The sequence below is a fragment of the Nonomuraea sp. NPDC050227 genome (assembly GCF_044459705.1).
In the GTDB taxonomy this organism is placed as follows: Bacteria; Actinomycetota; Actinomycetes; order Streptosporangiales; family Streptosporangiaceae; genus Nonomuraea.
This window is the reverse complement of the sequence record NZ_JBITJF010000012.1, coordinates 69948-91309: the sequence shown is the minus strand read 5'-3', so window position 1 is coordinate 91309 and position 21362 is coordinate 69948. Positions and strand designations below refer to the sequence as shown.

Genomic DNA, 21362 nt, shown 5'->3' with positions numbered 1-21362 from the left:
GATCAGCGCGTATCCCCCGCCCTCGGCCGAGGGGACGGCCCCGGTGGGCAAGCCGCGCCTACGCCATCTGATGCGGCGGGTGCGACCGGACGACGAGGTGGTCGTGTCCGCGCTCTACCGGGAGTACCACCGGCCGCTGCTGGCCTTCGTGGTACGGCTGACGGCGGGCGACCGGCAGTGGGCGGAAGACGTGGTGCAGGAGACGATGATCCGGGCCTGGCGCAGCGCGGAGCGGCTGGACCCCGACTCGGTCTCGCTCATGCCCTGGCTCGCCACGGTGGCCAGACGCATCGTGATCGACGACCGGCGGCGCAGGGAGGCGCGCCCGCCGGAATCCGGCGACGGGGCGCTGGACAGCGTGCCGGTGCCGGACGAGCTGGAGGGGCTGCTGCGCCAGGTGGTCGTGTCGGAGGCGCTGAAGGCGTTGTCACCGGCGCACCGCGAGATCCTGAACGAGACGATCCTGCGGGACCGGTCGGTCAACGACGCCGCCGCCGCGCTCGGCATCCCGGTGGGCACCGTGAAGTCGCGGGTCTACTACGCGGTCCGCGCGCTGCGGGTCGCGCTGGAGGAGCGGGGGGTGACGGCGTGACCTCGCAAGTCGAGCACACCGACGTGGGCGCCTACGCCCTCGGCCTGCTGGAGGAGGACGACCGGCTGGCCTTCGAGTCCCACCTGCGCACCTGCCCCTCCTGCCGCTTCGAGCTGTCGGACCTGGCGGGGGTCGCGAGCGTGCTGCACGGCATCGGCCCTCTGGAGGACGCCGGCCCTCCTCCCCGTGAGGGGCAGGCCGGCGTGGTCGACCTGCTCCTGCGCAAGAAGGCGGCCGACCGGCGGGCCCGCAGGGGGACGTTCCTGCTCGGGATGGCCGCGGCGGTCGCCCTGGTGGCCGGCGGGCTGACCGTCGGCACGCAGCTCACCGGCGGCGGCGACCCGCCGCAGGCGATGGCGGGACGCGCCGACCACATGGGCCCGGCCGAGCAGTTCTACGCCGACGGCACGCCGATCGCGGGCAAGGGCGTCGGCGGGGTGTCGGGCGGGCTGGTGGTGGAGTCGAAGGGCTGGGGCACGCACGCCGCGCTCAAGCTGTCGGGGGTGAAGGGGCCGCTGGAGTGCGAGCTGGTGTCGGTGGGCAAGTCGGGCGAGCGGCGGGTGATGACCGGATGGTCGGTGCCGGCGCCGGGTTACGGCGTGCCGGGCTCGCCGGCCCCGCTCTACATGCACGGCGGCAGCGCGACGCCGCTGGCGGAGATCGACCGCTTCGAGGTGGTCACCAGGACGGGCACGACCCTGCTCACCGTCAGGACCTGAGGGTCGCGGACCCGTGTGAGGCCCTTCCGCCGCGGGCGGGAGGGCCTCGCCGCGTTCAGGCGGACGCGCGGTCGGCGGTGACGACGGCGTCGAGCAGGCCGGGGAACGCCTGGTCGAACTCGGCCCTGCGCAGGGTGTTCAGGCGGGAGGTGCCGGCGTAGTGCTGCCGGATGAGGCCGGCCTCGCGCAGCACCCGGAAGTGGTGGGTGGCGGTGGACTTGCTCACCGAGATGTCGAACCCGCCGCAGCTGATGTCGTCGGCGGCGGTGGCGAGCTGGGTGACGATGCTGCGCCGGACCGGGTCGACGAGGGCTTCGAGAACCCGTTGCAGGGTGACTTCGCGCAGGTCGGGGTGGTCCGGGGTGCGGTCGGCGTCCATGGGTCCATAGTACGACATCCATCGAAGTTTGACGGCGGTCGTACTTCAGCGGTTGAATGGCGGCCTCTGACGCGGAAGGACGATGTGATGACCAGGACGGTGCTGTTCCACGAGCTCGGCGGGCCCGAGGTGCTGGAGCTGGCGGACGTGGCGGCTGGCGAGCCGGGGCCCGGCGAGGTGCTGATCCGGGTGGACGCGATCGGCCTCAACCGGGCCGAGGCGCTGTTCCGCAGCGGCCACTACATCGAGCCCGTACGGAGTTTCCCCGCCCGGCTGGGCACCGAGGCCGCCGGGGTGGTCGAGGCGGTGGGCGCTGGCGTCACCGGGTTGCGGGCCGGGCAGCCGGTGAGCACGGTGCCGGCGTTCTCGCAGAACGACTACGGCGTGTACGCCGGGCGGGCGGTCGTGCCGGCGGCTGCGGTGCTGCCCCGTCCGGAGGGGGTGGACCCGGTGGAGGGCGCGGCCGTGTGGATGCCGTACGTGACGGCCTACGGCGCGCTGGTGGAGGTGGGCGGGATGCGTCCCGGGGACACGGTGGTGCTGAACGCCGCCTCCAGCAGCGTGGGCCTGGCCGCCATCCGGGTCGCCGACCGCATGGGCGCCACGCCGATCGCGCTCACCCGCACCGCGGCCAAGAAGGAGGCCCTGCTGAAGGAGGGCGCGGCCGAGGTGATCGTCACCGGGGAGGAGGACGTGACCGAGCGGGTGCTGGCGGCCACGGGCGGGCGCGGCGCGGAGTTCGTCTTCGACGCCGTGGCCGGGCCGGGCGTGACGGACCTGGCCAGGGTGGTCGCCCCCGAGGGGCTGCTGCTGGTGTACGGCGCGCTGAGCGGCGAGCCGACGCCCTATCCGGGGATCGACCTCGGCATGCCGGCGCTGAACATGCGGACGTACACGATGCACGAGACGACGCGGGTGCCCGAGCGGCTGCGGCGGGCGGCGGCGTTCGTGGCGTCGGGGCTGCGCTCGGGGGCCTTCCGGGCGGTGGTGGACCGCACGTTCGACCTGGAGGAGATCGTGCGGGCCCACCGGCGCCTGGAATCGAACGCGCAGTTCGGCAAGATCGTGGTGACGGTCCGGCACTGACCGTCCGGCCGCCCGCCGCGAGGGGCGGGACGGGCCGGACGGACGGGCCGCCGGATCAGGACAGGCCGGGGGCCGGGAACTGGGCGGTCAGCTCGCTGACCTCGTGGTGGACGCGGGTGATGACGTCCTCGGCGTCGCCCTTGGCCAGGGCCGTGACGACCTCGTCCATCCAGGCGCCGATCTGCCGCATCTCGGCCTCGCCCATGCCGCGCGAGGTGACCGACGGGGTGCCGATGCGGATGCCCGACGGGTCGAACGGCTTGCGGGTGTCGAACGGCACCGCGTTGTAGTTGGTCTCCAGACCGGCCCGGTCGAGCGCCTGGGCGGCGGGCTTGCCGCCGATGCCCTTGGGCGTCAGGTCGAGCAGGATCAGGTGGTTGTCGGTGCCGCCGGAGACCAGGTCGAAGCCCCGGCTGGACAGCTCCTCGGCCAGCGCCTTGGCGTTGGCGACGACCTGGTGGGCGTAGTCGCGGAAGGACGGCTGAGCGGCCTCGTGCAGCGCGACGGCGATGGCGGCGGTGGTGTGGTTGTGGGGGCCGCCCTGGAGGCCGGGGAAGACGGCCTTGTTGAGCGCGGTGGCGTGCTCGTCGCTGGTGGCCATGAGCATGGCGCCGCGCGGGCCACGCAGCGTCTTGTGGGTGGTCGTGGAGATCACGTCGGCGTGACCCACCGGGGACGGGTGGGCGCCGCCCGCGACCAGGCCGGCGATGTGCGCGATGTCGGCCGCGAGCACGGCGCCGACCTCGCGGGCGATGGAGGCGAAGCCCTCGAAGTCGATCGTGCGCGGGATCGCGGTGCCGCCGCAGAAGATCAGCTTCGGCCGGTGCTCCAGGGCCAGCTCGCGGACCTCGTCGAGGTCGACGCGGCCGGTGTCGCGGCGCACGCCGTAACGGACCGGGTTGAACCACTTGCCGGTGGCCGAGACCGACCAGCCGTGGGTCAGGTGGCCGCCGAAGGGCAGGCCCATGCCGAGCACGGTGTCGCCGGGCTGCAGGAAGGCCAAGTAGACGGCCAGGTTGGCGGGCGAGCCCGAGTACGGCTGGACGTTGGCGTGATTGACGCCGAACACGGCCTTGGCCCGCTCGATCGCCAGCGTCTCGATCTGGTCGATGACCTGCTGGCCCTCGTAGTAGCGCTTGCCCGCGTAGCCCTCGGAGTACTTGTTGGTCAGGACCGTGCCGGTCGCTTCGAGCACGGCCTTGGACACGTAGTTCTCGGACGCGATCAGCTTGACGGTGTCGGCCTGGCGGCGCTCCTCCGCCTTGATGAGCTCGGCGAGCTGCGGGTCGGCGCTAGCAAGAGAACTCATGACTCCCCTGTCATCATTGACAATTGGCGAAGACCCAGGCGCTCGGCCTCCGCTCCCGGTTGATTCGCTCCCTGGTGGTCGATCCCACCGAATGCGCCAGTCGCGTCGCCCTAGACGATAGCGGATGCGCAACCGGCCGCTCGTCCCGCTACTTGGTCCGGCTCACACCCGGCCAGAGCCGGTCGACCTCGGCGTTGAGGATGGCTCCGATGAGCACGGCCAGGGCGGTGATGTACAGCCACAGCAGCAGCGCGATCGGGGCGGCCAGGGAGCCGTAGACCGACACCGGCGAGAACCAGGCCGCCAGCACCGCCCGCAGCACGGCGGCGCACACGATCCACAGGAACAGGGCCAGGATCGCGCCGGGCAGCTCCCGGTACCACTTGGTCCGCACCGGCACGCTGACGTGGTAGAGCACGGTCAGGAACAGCACCGAGCCGCTGATCACGACGGGCCAGTAGAGGATGTCGATGAGGATGCCGTACTCGCCGGGGAGGGCGTCCTTGAGCAGGGTGGGGCCGATGACCAGGATCGGCATGACGATGATGCCGATGATCAGGCCGACGACGTAGAGGCCGAACGACATCAGCCGGGTGCGGATGATGCCGCGCTCCTCCCCCAGCCCGTACGCGACCGAGATGAGGTCGACGTAGACGTAGAGCGCCCGCGAGCCCGACCACAGCGACAGCAGGAAGCCCAGCGAGATGATGGACACCTTGTTGGCGTCGTCCCTGAGCACGTCGGTGATGAGCGGGTTGATGACCTTCTTGACGGCGTCGTCGGTGAACAGCAGCCCGGCCTGCTCGATCACCCAGCTCTTGACCTCGGTGACGACGCCGCCGCCGAGCCAGGTGCCGAGCTTGCCCAGCACGCCGATCAGGCCCAGCACGAACGGCGGCAGCGACAGCAGCGCGAAGAACGCGGCCTCGCCGGCCAGGCCGGTGACCCGGTAGTTGACACCGGCGTTCGTGGCCGCGCGCACGATCGCCCACGACTTGGTGTCGAGCACCCAGTTCAGCCTGGCCCGGGCGTTCGAGGCGAGCCGCCTCCTGGACCGGGAAGGCGCATTGGTGGACGTCATGGCACCCAACGGTATTTCGCAGTGACTCTCCGGGACAGCTTACGTCCCGGCTCCTGCCCTAGTCGTTGTCCACGATGCGCGCGCCCAGCGGGAGGAGGGAGACGGGGATCAGCTTGAGGTTGGCGATGCCCATGGGGATGCCGATGATGGAGATGAACAGCGGGATCGAGGTGACCACGTGCCCGATCGCCAGCCAGATGCCCGCGACCACGCACCAGATGACGTTGCCGATGAGGGAGAAGACGCCGGCGTCGGGATCGCGCACGACCGTACGGCCGAACGGCCACAGAGCGTAGGCGGCGATCCTGAACGAGGCGATGCCGAACGGGATGGTGACGATGAGGATGCAGCAGATGATCCCGGCCACGGCGTAGCCGATCGCCAGCCAGATGCCGGCGAACACGAGCCAGATGACGTTCAGAATGGTCCGCATGCTCACAGCATGTCACCGGCCGTACCGCCGACGTCATCCGGTACGACCCTGAACTTACCCTGACCTGGGCGGCCGCCCGCTCCCCGGCGGCCCGGCGAACGCCTGGGCGATCTCCAGCCAGGCGCGGGCGGGCTCGCCGGCCGGCTCCAGGGCGGTGTCCGACAGGTGCACGCGCTGGGTGACGAGCAGGCAGAAGTCGAGCATCGGGCCGCGCACGGCGGCGGGCGCGTCCGCGGGGCCGGCGGTCCACAGGTCGCCGCCTGGGGTGGTGAGCTCGACGCGTACCGGCCCGGCGGGCTCGGGCAGGCCGCGGGCGGCGAAGCTGTAGGGCCGGGCGCGGACGCCGAGCAGGGCCACGTGCCGCAGCCGTTCGGTGGGCTCCCGGGCGACGCCGAGCGCGTCGGCCACGTCCTGGCCGTGGGCCCAGGTCTCCATCAGGCGCGCGGTGACGAAGGACGCCCCCGACATCGCCGGCCCGAACCACGGCACCCGCACGCGCGCGCCGAGCGTCGCGAACGCCTCCAGCGACCGGGCGCGGGACGCGCGGAACCAGGCGTGCAGCTCCCCCGGCGGCAGGCCGCGCGCGGCCTGCGCGAGCTCGTCCACCGAGCCGGCCCGCGCGGCCAGGGCACGGAAGCCGTCGGGGTCGGTGACCGACACCACGGCGGCGTCGTCGAACCAGGCCAGGTGGCTCACCTGGTCGCGCACCGCCCAGCCCGCGGCGGGCGTGGGCGTCTCCCAGTCGGCGGGGCGCAGCGGCGCCAGCAGCGCCTCCAGGGAATCGCTCTCGGCCCGGAGGTCGGCCAGCAGTCCGGCCATGAGGTCCACGCGCGCCAGCCTAACCCGAACAACGTTCTGGGAGAATAATCGAAGACGTGATCTGCGAGAGCTGCAAGGACAAGCGTCACGACGACTGCCGCGGCGGCTCCTGGTGCGACTGCCAGCACCAGAGCGAGGAGCGGCCGCAGGAGTCGCCGCTCGACTGGCCGCGTCAGGGTTAGGGGCCCGCGGAGTCCAGACTCTGGACCCCATCTTGGACATCCGGGATCTCCGGAGTATCTTCAAGGTATGCCAGCGGACCCCATGCTCGTCGGTCGACGCCACGTCGACCTTCAGCGTGTCCGCAGTGCCATCTGTTGCGACGCCCGCTAACTCATCTTTCTTTACCGCAGAGCGCGTCGCATTCACCTGAACCCCTGCACTCGATGACGAGGCAGGAGGAACGCTGCGCGCGCCCACAAAACGAAGGACGCGCAATGAGCACCCCTGCCAGCCGGCATCACAAGCGCCCGCGCGGCGAGGGCCAATGGGCCCTCGGTTACCGGGAACCGCTGAACAAGAACGAAGAGAACAAGAAGAACGACGACGGGCTCAACGTCCGTCAGCGCATCATCGACGTCTACGCCAAGGGCGGCTTCGACTCGATCGACCCCGCCGACCTGCGCGGCCGGATGCGCTGGTACGGCCTCTACACCCAGCGCAAGCCCGGCATCGACGGCGGCAAGACCGCGATCCTGGAGCCGGAGGAGCTCGACGACCGCTACTTCATGCTCCGCGTGCGCATCGACGGCGGCCAGCTCGACCTGCGCCAGCTCCGCACGATCGCCGACATCGCCAACGAGTACGCGCGCGGCACGGCCGACCTCACCGACCGGCAGAACATCCAGCTCCACTGGATCGAGATCGAGTCGGTGCCCGACATCTGGGAGCGCCTGGAGGCCGTCGGCCTGTCCACCACCGAGGCGTGCGGCGACACCCCGCGGGTGATCCTGGGCTGCCCGCTGGCCGGCATCGACGCCGAGGAGGTGCTGGACGCCACCGACGACATCCACTCGATCAACCGGCAGTTCATCGGCAACCCCGAGTACTCCAACCTGCCGCGCAAGTTCAAGAGCGCGCTGAGCGGCTGCCCGGCCCACTGCACGGTGCACGAGATCAACGACGTCGCCTTCGTCGGCGTCGTCAACGAGCACGGCGAGGCGGGCTACGACCTGTGGGTCGGCGGCGGCCTGTCCACCAACCCGATGCTGGCCAAGCGCCTCGGCGTCTTCGTCAGCCCCGACCGCGTCGACGACGTGTACGCGGGCGTGATCGGCATCTTCCGCGACTACGGCTACCGGCGGCTGCGGCACAGGGCCCGGCTGAAGTTCCTGGTCAACGACTGGGGCGTGGAGAAGTTCCGCGAGGTGCTGGAGACCGAGTACGTCAAGGAGAGCCTGCCCGACGGCCCGGCGCCCGCCCTGCCGCGCGGCAGCCGCCGCGACCACGTGGGCGTCCACCCGCAGAAGGACGGCAACTTCTACGTGGGCTTCGCGCCCAAGGTGGGCCGTCTCGACGGCGACAAGCTCCACGTGATCGCCGACATCGCCGAGCGGCACGGCTCCGGCCGGGTGCGCACCACCGTCGAGCAGAAGATGGTCGTCCTCGACGTCGCACCCGACCGGGTGGAGTCCATCGTGGCCGAGCTGGAGGCCAACGACCTGCAGGTCAACCCCTCCACGTTCCGCCGCCAGACGATGGCCTGCACCGGCATCGAGTACTGCAAGCTCGCCATCGTCGAGACCAAGGCCACCGCCGCGAACCTGATCGACGAGCTGGAGCGGCGGCTGCCCGACTTCGAGCAGCCGCTCACCATCAACGTCAACGGCTGCCCCAACTCCTGCGCCCGCATCCAGGTCGCCGACATCGGCCTGAAGGGCCAGCTCGTCGTGGACGAGAACGGCGACCAGGTCGAGGGCTACCAGATCCACCTGGGCGGCTCGCTCGGCGTGAACTCCGGCTTCGGCCGCAAGGTGCGCGGCCTGAAGACCACCGCCAAGGCCCTGCCCGACTACGTCGAGCGCGTGGTGAGCAACTACGACGCCCAGAAGAAGGAGGGCGAGTCCTTCGCCGACTGGGTGCAGCGCGCGGACGAGGCGGACCTGAAATGACCACGCGAGCGGTCCCCTTCCACTGCCCGTACTGCGGTGACGAGGACCTGGAGCCCTACGAGGGGGACGGCGGCTGGTACTGCCGCGCCTGCGCCCGCGCCTTCAAGCTGAAGTTTCTCGGAATCGGAGTGAAGATATGACGCTCGTCGACATCGAGGTGGGTTTGCGAGATCAGCGTGGCACGCTCGACCTGCAGGACATCGTCGAGTCCGCCGCCACGTTCCTTGAGGGCGCCCCGGCCCGGGAGATCATCCGGTGGGCCGCGGCGACGTTCGGCGACCGGTTGTGCCTGACGTCCTCCATGAGCGACGCCTTGCTCATCGACCTGGTGAGCCGCGTCAAACCGGGCGTGGACGTGCTGTTCATCGACACCGGCTACCACTTCGCCGAGACGATCGGCACCCGTGACGCCGTGCGGCAGGTCTATGACGTCAACGTGATCGACATCAAGCCGTCCAGGACGGTCCAGGAGCAGGACCGCGACCTCGGGCCGCGCCTGTTCGGCCGCAACCCCGACCTGTGCTGCTACCTGCGCAAGGTCGAGCCGCTCAACCGGGCGCTGGAGCCGTACCTGGCCTGGATCTCCGGCATCCGCCGGGACGAGTCGTCCAGCCGTACGGACACCAGGGTCGTCGAGTGGGACGCCAAGCGCCAGATGGTGAAGGTCAACCCGATCGCCGCCTGGACGCAGGAGGACGTCGACAACTACATCGCCGACAACGGCGTGCTGATCAATCCCCTGCACTACGACAACTACCCCTCGATCGGCTGCGCGCCGTGCACGCGCCAGGTCGCCGAGGGCGAGGACCCGCGCAGCGGCCGCTGGGCGGGGCTGGGGAAGGTCGAATGCGGCATTCACCTGTGATCCCCGGCAGGGGCCGCGTCCCGTTGGCAGACGGGCCGGCCCCCGGGCGCGTGCCACTGGTGGCGGTCGCGCACGGGTCGCGCGACCCGCGTGCCGCCGCCACCGTGGCCGCGCTGCTGGACCGGGTGCGCCTGGCGCGTCCTGACCTGCCGGTGCGGGTGGCCTACCTCGACCACTGCGCGCCCACGCTGGGTCAGGCGCTCGACGGGCTGAGCGAGGCCGTCGTGCTGCCGCTGCTGCTCACCGAGGCCTACCACAGCCGGGTCGACCTGCCCGCCGCGCTCAACGAGGCCCGCGCGCGCGATCCGCGCCTGCGGGTCCGCTACGGCACGACGCTCGGGCCGCACCCGCTGCTGCTGCCGGCGCTGGAGCGGCGGCTGGCGGAGGCGGGCGTGCCGGCCGGCGACCCGGAGACGGCGGTCGTGCTGGTCTCGGCCGGGTCGAGCGACGCCAGGGCCAACGAGGTGATCGCCGGCATGGCCCGCGCCTGGCGGCGCGCCGGCTGGTGGACGGTGACCGCGGCCTACGCCTCGGCCGCCGGGCCGACGCCCGGGGAGGCCGTCGCGCGGCTTCGGGCGGCGGGCGCGCCGCGCGTGGCCGTCGCCCCCTACCTGCTGGCTCCCGGCTTCTTCGCCGACCGGATCCGCCGGGCCACCGCCCCGGCCGTCTGCGCCGACGTGCTCGGCCCGGCGCCCGAGCTGGTGGACGTGCTGCTGGAGCGGTACGAGTCGGCCCTGCGCGAGCGCCTGCCCGTGGCCGGCTGAGCCCTCAGCACCGAACTCTCAGCACCGGGCCCTCAGCACTGGGCCGTGATCACGCCGGTCCTCGGATCGACGCTGACCACGTCGGGCCGGCACGCGCGGGTGCGGGCGTCCACCAGCGTCAGCCGCCAGTCGGCGGGGTAGGAGGCGGTCCAGGCCAGCAGCTCGTCGGCGCGCTCGGCGGTCATCGTGCCGGTGCCCGCGTCCGCGGCCTTCACCACGGCGGCGCTCAGCTCGTTCACGCCGTCGCGGGCCGTGGCGTCGCCGAACCAGCCGGGCGGCTGCCGGACCGTGGGCCCGCACGCGCCGGTGGCGGCCAGCTCGCCGTTGAGCCAGACCAGCCCGTAGCTGCCCGACGGGCAGGTGAGGGCGAAGGACACCTTCCCGGCCTTCGACTCGAAGGTGAACGTCTCCCGCCTGCCGCCCTGGGTGTAGCCGTGGAAGAGCGGCGGCCGGAGCTGGGCGCGCGTCGGCGCGGGCTGGGCCAGGGAACCGGCCCACAGGTCCCGGGCGGCGGGGGCGGACACGGGAACGGGCCGGGCGTCCACGGTGAGCACCGTGACGGCCGTGACCGTCAGTGCCGCCGCCGCCACCGAGGCCGCCGCCCGGCCCCGGCGCCGCCGGATGCGGCGGGCGCGGGCGTCCACGTCGGCCAGCCGCACCCCGCCAGGGGGCGCGTCGGCGGTGTCGTGTTCGAGCAGGTCACGCAGGTCATGCAGGCGCTGTTCCGTCATCGTCAGCTCCCCGTCTCCGCCGCGGCCCTGGCCGCGGGGTCGAGCCGCAGCTTGGCCAGCGCGCGGCTGGCCTGGCTGCGTACGGTGGACACCGAACAGCCCACGATCTCGGCGATGGCCTCGTCGGGCAGGTCCTCGAAGTACCGCAGCACGACCACGGCCCGCTGCTTGGCCGGGAGCGCGGCCAGGGCGGCCCTGAGCGCGTCCCGGGTGCCGAGCCCGGCCGTGTCGTCCGCTTCCTGGGGACGGTCCGGGAGCTCGCCCGTGGCCACCTCGCCCCGCCAGCGCCGCCGCCACCAGGAGGCGTGCGTGTTGGTCAGGATGCGGTAGACGTACGGGTCGGGGTTCGCGCCGACCCGCCGCCAGGCCAGCCAGGCCCTGGCCAGCGCGGTCTGCGTCAGGTCTTCGGCCGTGGCCCAGTCGCGGCACAGCAGGTACGCCGTCCTGAGCAGGCGGGCCGAGCGCTGCTCGACGTATCGCTCGAAGTCGGCACGATCCCGCATCGAGGGGTCCTCACTGTCCGGTGATGTTCACCGATCACTACGCCGAAGACCCCCGCCCGCGTTGCACGGCCTCAGTAACCCCTGTAGTCGCGGCGGCGGTCGCGGCGCTCGCGCTCCAGGGCGCGGTGCTCGTCGCGGATCTGCCGGCCGACCTCGCGGGCGTCGTCGCGCATCTGGCGGCCGACCTCGCGCCAGTCGTCGCCGTGCAGCGCCCGCCAGTGCTCCCGCCAGGCGGCCAGGCCGCGCTTGACCGGCTGGGCGCGGGAGTCGCCGAGCACCTTGACGTCGCCCATCACGGCGTAGGCGCGCACCCGGATCACCGGCACGTTCATGCCGGGGGCCGCCTCCAGCACGTCGACCTTCTTGTCTCCCATCACGGCGACGCCGTCGAGGTCGACGTTCACGCCGTCGGGCACGATGATCTTGACGTCGCCCATCACGGACACCGCCGTGACGTCGACCACGTCCGTGCGCACCTCGGCCTCGCGCAGGTCGAGCAGCACGTCGCCCATGACGGCGACCGCGCCGAGCTCCTGGTCGATGCGCCAGGTGCCGCGCCGCTTGGTGTCGCCCATGATGCCGACGAACCAGCGCCGCTTGCCGCCCTCGCGGGCCGGGGCGGGCGTGGGCGCGGGCCCGCCGCCCACGGGCAGGTCCTGGGTGAGCAGGGCGAGCTCGGCGTGCGTGGTCGCGGTGTAGGCGGCCTCGGTACGGTCGGTCAGCTCGGCGAGCGTGAGCCGGCCCTCGACCGAGGCGACACGGAGCTGTTCCACGACGGCCTCGCGCTCGGCGTCCGACGCGCGCACCTCACCCGGATCTGTCATAGACGCAACATATCGCGTCTTGGGCCGGTTGGGGCTCCTCCCCTGGGAGGAACATCCGTACACCCTTGGATGGGTCCCAGGGCCGCCAGACCGTCCGTCAGCGTGCTCCGGCGACCGCGGGCTGCGAAGACGCTAGGGTCCTGTCATGCATGAGGAACAGCTCTATCGCGCGGCGTTGAACGGCGAGACCGAGACCGTGGGCAAGCTGCTCACCGGCGGCGCCGACCCCAACAAGGCCAGCGAGGGCGAGGAGGCCGGGCTGCCGCTCTGCGCGGCCGCCGCCTGGGACCGCGTCGAGGTGGCCGAGGCGCTGCTGGCGGCCGGGGCCGACGTCAACGGCCGCGAGGCCGGCGGCTGGACGGCGCTGCTCTGGGCCGCCGCCAACGGCCACGCCGCGACCGCGGGCGTGCTGATCGAGGCCGGGGCCGAGGTCGACGCGGCCAACGACGACGGCGACACGCCGCTCACGCTGGCGGCCAGGCGCGGGGCGCTGGGCGTGGTCCAGACGCTGCTGGAGGCGGGCGCCGACCACGAGAAGTTCGACGGCGACGGCGACAGCCCGCTCGACATCGCGGCCGACTGGGTGGGCGTGCACCTGGAGTCCGCGCTGCTCGACCAGATCGCCCAGGAGGGCTGGGAGTACGTCGTCGGCCGCCAGTACGCCAAGGACGGCACCGAGCTGGTCACCGTGGCCGGCCGCTCCCCCGACGGCTCGCAGACCGAGCAGGTGCAGGCCCAGCGGGGCCACGCCGCCGTGGCGACCGTGCTGGAGGACGCGGCGGGCGTCCACACGCCGGTCGACCAGCTCGTCGCCAGGGCCGTCGCCCACCGCGACGTCGACGAGGACGCCGAGACCTGGTGGATCGTGGCCGACTCGCTCGGCCGGCGGGCCGACGACGAGACGTACGAGGCCCTGTCCCGGCTGTGCGTGAGCGAGGACGCGCGCGAGCGGGAGTTCGGGGTCGACGCGATCGCCCAGTTCGGGTTCGCCGACGGCGAGAAGCCCTACCTCGACCGCACGCTGGCGCTGCTGCAGAAGATGGTGACCACCGAGGGCAACCCGCAGGTGCTGCGCTCGGTGCTGGCCGCGCTGGGCCACCAGGGCGACCCGCGCGCGCTGCCCGCCGTGCTCGACATCATCGGCCGGCCGGGCCACAAGCGCACGATGACGGACGCCATCGCGCTGGCCGACGTCCTGCCCGCCGACCACGAGGAGGGCCTGTCGCTGCTCATCGAGATGTCCCGGGACGAGGAGGCCGAGATCCGCGACTGGGCCACGGCCGGTCTGGCCGGGCTGTCGGCGGACACGCCCCGCATCCGGGAGGCGCTGGCCGACCGGCTGGCCGACGCCGACCTGCGCACGGTGGCCGAGGCGGCGCGGGGGCTCGCGGCGCGCGGCGACGAGCGGGCCGAGCAGGGCGTCAGGCGGGTGCTGGAGGAGAGCGACGACGACTACGCCAGAGACCTCGTCACGGGGATCGGCGGGGAGTGACCCTGTCGCCCCCGGCGGCCGCCCGCTGGGCGGGGCCGCCGGGGGCCGGGTTCTTGCCCTGGAGCAGGGGCCGCCCGCCCACCCGGTCAGTCCGACAGGGCGGCGCGGAGCTGGTTCAGCACGGCGCGCAGGATGCGGGAGACGTGCATCTGCGAGATGCCGAACTCGGCGGCGATCTCCGACTGGGTCATGTTGCCGTAGAAGCGCATCAGCAGGATGTTGCGCTCCCGCGACGGCAGGGCGTCGATGAGCGGCTTGACGGAGTACTTGCCGAGCAGCGTGTCCAGCGACTCGTCCTGCGAGGGCAGGAAGTCGCCGAGGTCGGCGCCGTCGTTGTCGCCGCCGACGGGGGCGTCCAGCGACAGGGCGCTGTAGGCGGTGGAGGCGTCCAGGGTGAGCAGGACGTCCTCCTCGGTGATGTTCATGTGCGCGGCGAGCTCGGAGACGGTGGGCGAGTGGCCGAGCGTCTGGGTGAGGTCGGCCGTGGCCTTGTTGAGCTCCAGCCGGCGCTCCTGGTAGACGCGCGGCACCTTGACGGCCCAGGTGCGGTCGCGGAAGTGCCGCTTGACCTCGCCGACCATCGTGATCATGGCGTAGCCGCGGAACTCGTGGCCGAGCTCGGGGTCGAAGCCGTTGATGGCCTTCATCAGGCCGACGTACGCGGCCTGGCGCAGGTCCTCCATCGGCTCGCGCTGGTGGCGGTAGCGACGGGTGACCTCGGTGACGAGGGAGTCGTACATGGTGACGACGCGCTCACGGATGCGGGCCTTGTGCTCGTCCGAGGCTTCCGGCCTGTTCATCTCAGCCAGAAGCTGTTCGGCGGTCATTTCGTCGAGTGCGATATCCAGGACGGCCATCTGAGTAGCTCCATATGCCCGAAGGCGGCCCCGTCCATGGAAAAAGCCCAGGCAGAGGCACGCCACGTTTCTACGTGAGTGAAGCCCTCTGCTGGACTTCGGATCAAAGGATTCCCTATGGATCCCGATTTATCACCCTATATTAGGTCACAGATCGATCACAGCTTACCAGCTCACGGTCCCGACAGGGCGGGAGCCGTGGTCAGGACGTCGCGGGCCAGCGCGAGGTCGCCCGTCAGCTCGGCGGGGAAGGCGTCCGGCTCGCCCCTGCCGCCCAGCAGGAAGCAGAACGCGACCACGTCCGCCGTCAGGTGGGCGTCCGGCGGGCCCGGGGCGGTGTCGGCGACGCCGAGCGGGATGCGCCAGTCGCCGCCGCCCGCGCCGGTGAGGGTGAGACGCAGGGTGCGGCCGGAGCCGTCCAGGCCGGACAGGAGCATCGTCCAGGGCAGCAGGCGGGCGCACAGGTCGGCCGTGGGGCGGATGTGCTCGGGCACCGGGTCGGGCAGGCGCACCCCGGCCGCCGTGGCGGCGTCGGCGGCGTGCACCCACGTCTCCAGGCTCCTGGCCAGGACGTGGTCGCGCACGACCGTCTCCATGCCGTCCACCGTGGCCGGGGTGGCCGGGTCGAGGCCGCCCAGGTGGCGGCAGAGGGCGTCGGCCTGGGCCCGCCAGTCTCGCCTGGTCTGCTCGGGGCTGCGGGCCCGCTCGTACGCCTGCACGTCCGCCGTGCGGCCGGCCGCGTCCCGGGCGGCCAGCGGCGGGCCGAGCACGGGCGCGCCGATGGAGGCGGCCAGCAGGCCGTCCTTGGCGGCCAGGTGGGCCACGAGCTCCTGGAGCGTCCAGCCCTCGACGATGACGCGTGCCCAGTCGTCGTCCGCGGCCGAGGCCAGCAGCGCGTCCATGGCGGCGACGCGGCCGGCGTACGGCAGCGCCCAGCCGGCGGTCGGCGCCGCGGGGCGGCGGCGGGCCCTGGCGCCGGCCAGGAGCTGCGGGCGCAGGGAACGGACCGGCACCGCCGGGTCCTCCATCAACGTGTCCAGATACAGGCGCTCGACAGGATCCATCACGCTTCTTCCTCCGCCAGCGCGTCGGCCAGGCGCCGCAGCGCCAGCCGGATGCGCGACTTGGCCGTGCCCTCGGGCACGCCCAGCTCCTCGCTCACCTGCCGGTACGTCCGGCCGCCGAAGTAGGCCAGCTCCACCGGCCGGCGCAGCCCCTCGGGCAACGACGTCACCGCCTGCCGCACGCGCTCGGCCTCCTCGGCGGCCAGCACGGCCTCCTCCAGCCTGGCGGGCTCGCGTTCGAACAGCCTCGGTCCGAGCGCGGAGACCCGGCGGCGCTCCTCGGCGCGCACGTGGTCGACCGCGCGGCGGTGGGCGATCGTGGCCAGCCAGGCGCGCAGCGGGCCGCGTCCGGGGTCGTAGGCCAGCGGGCGCTCCCAGAACACCAGGAACACCTCCTGCGTGATGTCCTCGGCGATCACGCGGTCCCTGGTGACCCGTAAGGAGAGCCCGAAGATCAGTGCGGACAGCCGATCGTAGACCTCCCCCAGCGCCGACTCGTCGCCGCCGACCACCCGCTGGTGCAGCAGGCGGTCGTCGTACGGTGCCTCCACTGGCACCACACTCCCGTGGTCCGGACCGAGGCGGGCGGGTGCGCCGCGACCCGAGCATGTCACCATTCGCCGGAAATGTTGAGGCGAACGCCCCCCGCCACCCGCTCCGCGGCCCCGCGATAGTGTCGAACGGACGACGACCGGAGGGATCACCCGCCATGGCCACCACCCGCACCGCCACCACGCAATGGAAGGGCGCCCTGCTCGACGGCTCGGGCACCGTCTCGCTCGACAGCTCGGGCGTGGGCACGTTCGAGGTCTCCTGGCCCTCCAGGGCCGAGGCTCCCGGCGGCCGCACCTCCCCCGAGGAGCTCATCGCCGCCGCCCACTCCTCCTGCTTCTCCATGGCCCTGTCGCACGCCCTGGCCGGCGCCGGCACGCCGCCGGAGTCGCTGCGCACGAGCGCGGACGTGACGTTCCAGCCGGGCGAGGGCATCACGGGCATCGTGCTCACCGTGCAGGGGCACGTTCCGGGCATCTCGGCCGAGCAGTTCCAGGAGGCCGCCGCGACCGCCAAGGCGAACTGCCCGGTCAGCAAGGCGTTGGCGGGCACCACGATCACCCTGAAAGCCGAACTCCTCTAACAGGAACGCATTCGCGTGCGACAATTGGGTCACATGCGCGAGGTCTGGCCGGGCGAACCCTATCCACTCGGCGGCACCTGGGACGGCGTCGGCACCAGCTTTGCCGTGTTCTCCGAGGTCGCCGAGCGGGTCGAGCTGTGCCTTTTTCACGACGACGACAGCGAGGAGCGGGTGCCGCTCCCGGAGGTCGACGGCTTCGTCTGGCACGGCTACCTGCCGGGGATCCAGCCGGGCCAGCGGTACGGCTACCGCGTCCACGGGCCGTACGAGCCGTCGCAGGGGCGTCGCTGCGACCCCTCCAAGCTGCTGCTCGACCCCTACGCCAAGGCCATCGACGGTGAGCTGACCTGGAACGAGGCGCTGTTCCCCTACTACTTCACCGATCCGTCGGTGCGCAACAGGGAGGACAGCGCCCCGTACATGCCGAAGAACGTGGTGATCAACCCGTTCTTCGAGTGGGGCAACGACCGGCCGCCGCGCATCCCGTACCACGAGACGGTGATCTACGAGGCGCACGTGCGGGGACTCACCATGCGCCACCCGGGCGTGCCGGAGGACCTGCGCGGCACGTACGCCGGGGTCGGGCATCCGGCGATCATCGAGCACCTGCTGTCCATCGGGGTGACGGCGGTCGAGCTCATGCCGGTGCACCACTACGTGCCCGAGCACTTCCTGGTGGCCCGGGGGCTGACCAACTACTGGGGCTACAACACGATGGCCTACCTGGCCCCGCACGGCCGCTACTCCGGCTCCGGCACCCGCGGCCAGCAGGTGCTGGAGTTCAAGGCCATGGTGCGGGCGCTGCACGAGGCGGGCATCGAGGTCATCCTCGACGTGGTCTACAACCACACCGCCGAGGGCGACCACATGGGCCCCACGCTGGGCTTCCGGGGCATCGACAACGTCAACTACTACCGCCTGCACGACGGCGACCGGCGGTACTACCTCGACTACACCGGGTGCGGCAACTCGCTCAACGTGCGCTCGCCGCACGCGCTGCAGCTCATCATGGACTCGCTGCGCTACTGGGTGCTGGAGATGCACGTCGACGGCTTCCGCTTCGACCTGGCCTCGGCCCTGGCCAGGGAGCTGCACGACGTCGACCGGCTGAGCGCGTTCTTCGACCTCATCCAGCAGGACCCGGTGATCTCGCAGGTGAAGCTGATCGCCGAGCCCTGGGACGTCGGGCCGGGCGGCTACCAGGTCGGCAACTTCCCGCCGCTCTGGACCGAGTGGAACGGCAAGTACCGCGACATCGTGCGCGACTTCTGGCGGGGCACCAACTCCGCGCTCCCCGAGTTCGCCTCCCGCCTGACCGGCTCGGCCGACCTGTACGAGTCCTCCGGCCGCCGCCCGGTGGCCTCGATCAACTTCGTCACCTGCCACGACGGCTTCACCCTGACCGACCTGGTCTCCTACGACCACAAGCACAACGAGGCCAACGCCGAGGAGAATCGCGACGGCACCAACGACAACCGGTCCTGGAACTGCGGCGCCGAGGGCCCGGTGGAGGACCCGCACATCGTCGCCCTCCGCCGCCGCCAGCGCCGCAACTTCCTGACCACGCTGTTCCTGTCGCAGGGCGTGCCGATGCTCTCCCACGGCGACGAGATCGGCCGCACCCAGCGGGGCAACAACAACGCCTACTGCCAGGACAACGAGCTGGCCTGGATCGACTGGTCGATGCTGCACGCCGAGTCCGACCTGCTGGAGTTCGTCAAGACGTTGTCGAAGCTGCGCCGCGAGCACCCGGTCTTCCAGCGTCGCCGCTTCTTCCACGGCCGCCATCCCGACAACGGCAAGCGCGACCTGGTCTGGCTGACCCCGGGCGGCAAGGAGATGACGGCCGGCGACTGGCACACCGGCTACGCCAAGTCGCTGATGGTCTACCTCAACGGCGAGGCCATCACCGAGCCGGGCCCGCGCGGCGAGCGGATCGTGGACGACTCCTTCCTCCTGCTCATCAACGCCCACCACGAGAACCTGTCGTTCACGCTGCCCGGGCCGGAGTTCGGGTCCGAGTGGCTGCCGGTGCTCGACACCTGTCACGACGTGGTGGAGGAGGCGTTCGGCGACGAGCGGTGGCGGGCGGGCGACCTGGTGGCGGTGACCGGCCGGTCCTTCCAGGTCCTGCGGCTGCCCAGGGAGCCGCAGACGCCCTAGCCGCCGGGCCGATGTCGCCGGCGGGCCGTCAGAAGACGCGGGCGATGCCGGCCGTGACGAGGAGCAGCGCGAACGTGGTCACCCCGGCCACGCCGTGCAGGACCACGGCGAGCACCGGGAAGCCGGTGGCCCGGCGCTGGTGGCGTCCGCCGCCGAGCCAGCGGGTGAACATCGTGAAGCCCAGCAGCGCGGCCACGGTGAGCCCGCAGAGGGCGAGCCAGGCCAGCGGGGCGCGGCCGGTCAGCAGGTAGGCCACCCAGCAGGCCAGCGACGCGGCCGCGAGCGCCGGATGGGACAGCAGCAGCGTCACCGGGAAGCGGGTGACCTTGGCCTCCTGGCGGCGCAGGCCGCCGGCCGAGAGCCAGCGGTAGAGCAGGTAGATCCCGATCAGGGCGGCGATCGTCCATGTGACGGCGGTGAGCAGGCCCATGTCCCCTCCCGGCGAGGCTCTGCCGCCACCGTATGCAGACTCCGGGCCTTTCGTCCTTCAGTTACTCAAAAGTGCTGTCAGCCGCAAAACCCCCGGGGACGGTTTGTCGGTGGGGTGTGCCAAGGTAGAGGAGTGCGGCGCATCTATCCCGACTTTCAAGACAATCCGGACATCCCCGAGGCGTACGCCTACCCCGAGGGGCGGCCCTGGCTGCGACTCAACATGGTCTCCAGCGCCGACGGCGCGGCGTGGCTGCAGGGGCGCTCGGGCGGGCTGTCGAGCAGGGGCGACAAGCGCATCTTCGCCGTCCTGCGCGGGTTGTCCGACGTGATCGTCGCGGGGGCGGCGACCGTCCGCACCGAGGGCTACGGTCCGGTCAAGCCGCGCGCCTCCTGGTCGTCGATCCGGGCCGGGCGTCCCGACGTGCCGCCGATCGCGGTGATCACCCGCAGCCTCGACCTCGACCTCGACGGCGAGCTGTTCACCGACGCGACCAACCCGACGATCGTGATCACCTGCGAGTCCGCGCCCGCCGAGCGCCGCAAGCTGGCCGGCCGGCGGTCCGACCTGATCATCGCCGGCGACGACGGCGTCGACATGCGGCTGGCCGTGCGCGAGCTGCACGAGCGCGGCCTGACCCGCGTCCTGTGCGAGGGCGGCCCGCGCATCAACGCGCAGCTGTCGGCCGACGACCTCATCGACGAGTTGTGCCTGTCGGTGAGTCCCATGCTGGTCGCGGGCGGCGCGGCCCGCATACTGAACGGCGTGGCCGCGCAGGTCCCGCTTGACCTCCGCCAGGTCCTGGAAGAGGAGGGGGTCCTCTTCTGCAGATACACGAGGGAGCAGAGCCCATGACCGAGCAGCCCGTCGAAGAGCCGGAGCCGGTGCCCAACCTCCCGGTCCGGCCGCCCGTGCCGCCGATGCTGGCCAAGCCGGTCAAGGCCATGCCCAAGCAGGACGGCACCCTGTTCTACGAGCCCAAGTGGGACGGCTTCCGCTGCATCGTGTTCAGGGACGGCGACGAGGTCTACCTCGGCAGCCGCAACGAGCGTCCATTCACCCGCTACTTCCCCGAGCTGGTCGAGGCGGTCAAGGCCGAGCTGCCCGGCAAGGTGGTGATCGACGGCGAGATCGTGCTGCCCCGGGGGGCGCAGCTCGACTTCGACGCCCTCCAGCAGCGCATCCATCCGGCCGCCTCGCGGGTCAAGCTGCTCTCGGAGCAGACGCCGGCCCAGTTCATCGCCTTCGACCTGCTGGCCGTGGGCGAGGAGTCGCTGATGGAGGAGCCGTTCGCCGAGCGGCGGCGGCGGCTGGAGGAGCTGTTCCCGCACCAGGGCGGGTCCGTGCGGCTGACGCCGGTCACCACCGCCGACGAGCAGGCGCGCGAATGGTTCGACGCCTTCGAGGGGGCCGGCCTCGACGGCATCATCGTCAAGCCGGGCGACCAGCCGTACGTGCCCGACAAGCGCACGATGTTCAAGGTCAAGCACGAGCGCACGGCCGACGTGGTGATCTGCGGCTACCGCGAGCACAAGACCGGGCCCATCGTCGGCTCCCTGCTGCTCGGCCTCTACGGCGACGACGGCCGGCTGCATCACGTGGGCGTGGCGGCCTCGTTCCCCATGGCGCGCAGGGCCGAGCTGGTGGAGGAGCTCAAGCCGTACCTGGCGGAGCTGAGCGAGCACCCGTGGGGCCACTGGGCCGAGCAGGCCACGGCCAACGCCGGGCAGCCGGCGGCGGGGCCCGCGACCGGCGGGCAGCGGGTGCCGGGCGCGGTGTCGCGGTGGAACGCCAAGAAGGACCTGTCGTTCATCCCGCTCCGGCCCGAGCTGGTGATCGAGGTGGCCTACGACCAGATGGAGGGCGACCGGTTCCGGCACACGGCGCACTTCCGGCGGTGGCGGCCCGACCGCACGCCCGAGTCGTGCACGTACGAGCAGCTGGAACGGCCGGTCAGCTACGACCTCGACGACATCCTCGCCCGTTAGGGGGCAAAGCGGTCTAG

Annotated in this window: 26 protein-coding genes; 14 read left to right on the top strand and 12 right to left on the bottom strand. The window is 72.0% G+C overall.

Annotated elements, in window-relative coordinates:
• The first annotated feature begins 103 nt into the window (after positions 1-103).
• On the top strand, positions 104-592 hold the full coding sequence (locus ACIBK9_RS38205; protein WP_352327191.1) for a sigma-70 family RNA polymerase sigma factor: 489 nt from the start codon (positions 104-106) through the stop codon (positions 590-592).
• Positions 589-1311, top strand: a complete 723-nt coding sequence (locus tag ACIBK9_RS38200) for an anti-sigma factor family protein (protein WP_397163641.1) — start codon at positions 589-591, stop codon at positions 1309-1311. Before ACIBK9_RS38205 ends, ACIBK9_RS38200 begins: the two co-directional genes overlap by 4 nt.
• 55 nt (positions 1312-1366) lie before the next feature.
• On the opposite strand, the gene ACIBK9_RS38195 is transcribed toward ACIBK9_RS38200, so the two are convergent.
• Positions 1367-1690: an ArsR/SmtB family transcription factor gene (locus tag ACIBK9_RS38195; RefSeq protein WP_397163640.1), complete on the bottom strand. Its 324-nt coding sequence runs from the start codon at positions 1688-1690 to the stop codon at positions 1367-1369.
• An 87-nt stretch (positions 1691-1777) separates the two neighbouring features.
• Here ACIBK9_RS38195 and ACIBK9_RS38190 point away from each other — a divergent pair, with 87 nt between their 5' ends.
• The gene (locus ACIBK9_RS38190) at positions 1778-2776 is read left to right on the top strand and encodes a zinc-dependent alcohol dehydrogenase family protein (protein ID WP_397163638.1); all 999 of its coding nucleotides are present in this window, start codon (positions 1778-1780) and stop codon (positions 2774-2776) included.
• A gap of 55 nt (positions 2777-2831) precedes the next feature.
• Here the strand turns inward: ACIBK9_RS38190 and glyA are convergent, their stop codons facing one another.
• The 4 genes from glyA to ACIBK9_RS38170 form a co-directional block, all read right to left on the bottom strand.
• A complete protein-coding gene (glyA, locus tag ACIBK9_RS38185; RefSeq protein WP_352328178.1) occupies positions 2832-4085 on the bottom strand; it encodes a serine hydroxymethyltransferase in 1254 nt (417 codons plus the stop codon).
• Between the two features lie 148 nt (positions 4086-4233).
• Positions 4234-5166 (bottom strand): YihY/virulence factor BrkB family protein, encoded by a 933-nt coding sequence (locus ACIBK9_RS38180; RefSeq protein ID WP_358284824.1) that lies wholly within the window; start codon positions 5164-5166, stop codon positions 4234-4236.
• Between the two features lie 58 nt (positions 5167-5224).
• Positions 5225-5599, bottom strand: a complete 375-nt coding sequence (locus ACIBK9_RS38175; protein WP_352363810.1) for a YccF domain-containing protein — start codon at positions 5597-5599, stop codon at positions 5225-5227.
• A gap of 54 nt (positions 5600-5653) precedes the next feature.
• Positions 5654-6418 carry a TIGR03084 family metal-binding protein gene (locus ACIBK9_RS38170; RefSeq protein WP_397163968.1) on the bottom strand — a complete coding sequence of 255 codons (765 nt, stop codon included), beginning with the start codon at positions 6416-6418 and terminating at the stop codon, positions 5654-5656.
• A gap of 56 nt (positions 6419-6474) precedes the next feature.
• Here ACIBK9_RS38170 and ACIBK9_RS38165 point away from each other — a divergent pair, with 56 nt between their 5' ends.
• From ACIBK9_RS38165 to ACIBK9_RS38140, 6 genes are all read left to right on the top strand, one after another.
• The gene (locus ACIBK9_RS38165; protein WP_352328175.1) at positions 6475-6600 is read left to right on the top strand and encodes a hypothetical protein; all 126 of its coding nucleotides are present in this window, start codon (positions 6475-6477) and stop codon (positions 6598-6600) included.
• A 67-nt stretch (positions 6601-6667) separates the two neighbouring features.
• Positions 6668-6751: a putative leader peptide gene (locus ACIBK9_RS38160; RefSeq protein ID WP_311132608.1), complete on the top strand. Its 84-nt coding sequence runs from the start codon at positions 6668-6670 to the stop codon at positions 6749-6751.
• A gap of 104 nt (positions 6752-6855) precedes the next feature.
• Entirely contained in the window at positions 6856-8529 is a 1674-nt protein-coding gene (locus ACIBK9_RS38155; RefSeq protein WP_397163635.1) for a nitrite/sulfite reductase, read from the top strand.
• Entirely contained in the window at positions 8526-8669 is a 144-nt protein-coding gene (locus tag ACIBK9_RS38150) for an Insertion element protein (protein ID WP_103955276.1), read from the top strand. Before ACIBK9_RS38155 ends, ACIBK9_RS38150 begins: the two co-directional genes overlap by 4 nt.
• Positions 8666-9394, top strand: a complete 729-nt coding sequence (locus ACIBK9_RS38145) for a phosphoadenylyl-sulfate reductase (RefSeq protein ID WP_352328173.1) — start codon at positions 8666-8668, stop codon at positions 9392-9394. The genes ACIBK9_RS38150 and ACIBK9_RS38145 overlap by 4 nt, the downstream gene beginning before the upstream one ends.
• A gap of 59 nt (positions 9395-9453) precedes the next feature.
• A complete protein-coding gene (locus ACIBK9_RS38140; protein WP_387664114.1) occupies positions 9454-10158 on the top strand; it encodes a sirohydrochlorin chelatase in 705 nt (234 codons plus the stop codon).
• Positions 10159-10190: 32 nt separating this feature from the next.
• On the opposite strand, the gene ACIBK9_RS38135 is transcribed toward ACIBK9_RS38140, so the two are convergent.
• The 3 genes from ACIBK9_RS38135 to ACIBK9_RS38125 form a co-directional block, all read right to left on the bottom strand.
• Entirely contained in the window at positions 10191-10889 is a 699-nt protein-coding gene (locus ACIBK9_RS38135; protein WP_397163633.1) for a hypothetical protein, read from the bottom strand.
• A gap of 2 nt (positions 10890-10891) precedes the next feature.
• The gene (locus ACIBK9_RS38130) at positions 10892-11392 is read right to left on the bottom strand and encodes a SigE family RNA polymerase sigma factor (protein ID WP_352363802.1); all 501 of its coding nucleotides are present in this window, start codon (positions 11390-11392) and stop codon (positions 10892-10894) included.
• Between the two features lie 71 nt (positions 11393-11463).
• Positions 11464-12216, bottom strand: coding sequence for a DUF1707 domain-containing protein (locus tag ACIBK9_RS38125; RefSeq protein ID WP_387664110.1), 753 nt, complete (start codon positions 12214-12216; stop codon positions 11464-11466).
• Positions 12217-12361: 145 nt separating this feature from the next.
• Between ACIBK9_RS38125 and ACIBK9_RS38120 the strand changes: the two genes are divergently transcribed.
• Positions 12362-13708, top strand: coding sequence for an ankyrin repeat domain-containing protein (locus tag ACIBK9_RS38120; RefSeq protein ID WP_358284811.1), 1347 nt, complete (start codon positions 12362-12364; stop codon positions 13706-13708).
• Between the two features lie 86 nt (positions 13709-13794).
• Here ACIBK9_RS38120 and ACIBK9_RS38115 read toward each other — a convergent pair whose 3' ends face one another.
• From ACIBK9_RS38115 to ACIBK9_RS38105, 3 genes are all read right to left on the bottom strand, one after another.
• Positions 13795-14565, bottom strand: coding sequence for a SigB/SigF/SigG family RNA polymerase sigma factor (locus ACIBK9_RS38115; RefSeq protein ID WP_397163630.1), 771 nt, complete (start codon positions 14563-14565; stop codon positions 13795-13797).
• Positions 14566-14738: 173 nt separating this feature from the next.
• Positions 14739-15629 carry a maleylpyruvate isomerase family mycothiol-dependent enzyme gene (locus ACIBK9_RS38110; RefSeq protein ID WP_397163628.1) on the bottom strand — a complete coding sequence of 297 codons (891 nt, stop codon included), beginning with the start codon at positions 15627-15629 and terminating at the stop codon, positions 14739-14741.
• Positions 15629-16180, bottom strand: a complete 552-nt coding sequence (locus ACIBK9_RS38105; protein ID WP_358284805.1) for a sigma-70 family RNA polymerase sigma factor — start codon at positions 16178-16180, stop codon at positions 15629-15631. The genes ACIBK9_RS38110 and ACIBK9_RS38105 overlap by 1 nt, the downstream gene beginning before the upstream one ends.
• Before the next feature lie 158 nt (positions 16181-16338).
• Here ACIBK9_RS38105 and ACIBK9_RS38100 point away from each other — a divergent pair, with 158 nt between their 5' ends.
• Entirely contained in the window at positions 16339-16764 is a 426-nt protein-coding gene (locus ACIBK9_RS38100) for an OsmC family protein (RefSeq protein WP_352363790.1), read from the top strand.
• 33 nt (positions 16765-16797) lie between these two features.
• A complete protein-coding gene (gene glgX, locus ACIBK9_RS38095; RefSeq protein WP_397163627.1) occupies positions 16798-18927 on the top strand; it encodes a glycogen debranching protein GlgX in 2130 nt (709 codons plus the stop codon).
• A 28-nt stretch (positions 18928-18955) separates the two neighbouring features.
• Here glgX and ACIBK9_RS38090 read toward each other — a convergent pair whose 3' ends face one another.
• Positions 18956-19357, bottom strand: a complete 402-nt coding sequence (locus tag ACIBK9_RS38090; RefSeq protein WP_358284798.1) for a hypothetical protein — start codon at positions 19355-19357, stop codon at positions 18956-18958.
• Between the two features lie 132 nt (positions 19358-19489).
• On the opposite strand from ACIBK9_RS38090, the gene ACIBK9_RS38085 reads away from it, so the two are divergent.
• Positions 19490-20212 (top strand): pyrimidine reductase family protein, encoded by a 723-nt coding sequence (locus ACIBK9_RS38085; RefSeq protein ID WP_352325690.1) that lies wholly within the window; start codon positions 19490-19492, stop codon positions 20210-20212.
• Positions 20209-21345 (top strand): ATP-dependent DNA ligase, encoded by a 1137-nt coding sequence (locus ACIBK9_RS38080; protein ID WP_397163626.1) that lies wholly within the window; start codon positions 20209-20211, stop codon positions 21343-21345. The genes ACIBK9_RS38085 and ACIBK9_RS38080 overlap by 4 nt, the downstream gene beginning before the upstream one ends.
• The last annotated feature ends 17 nt before the right edge of the window (positions 21346-21362 follow it).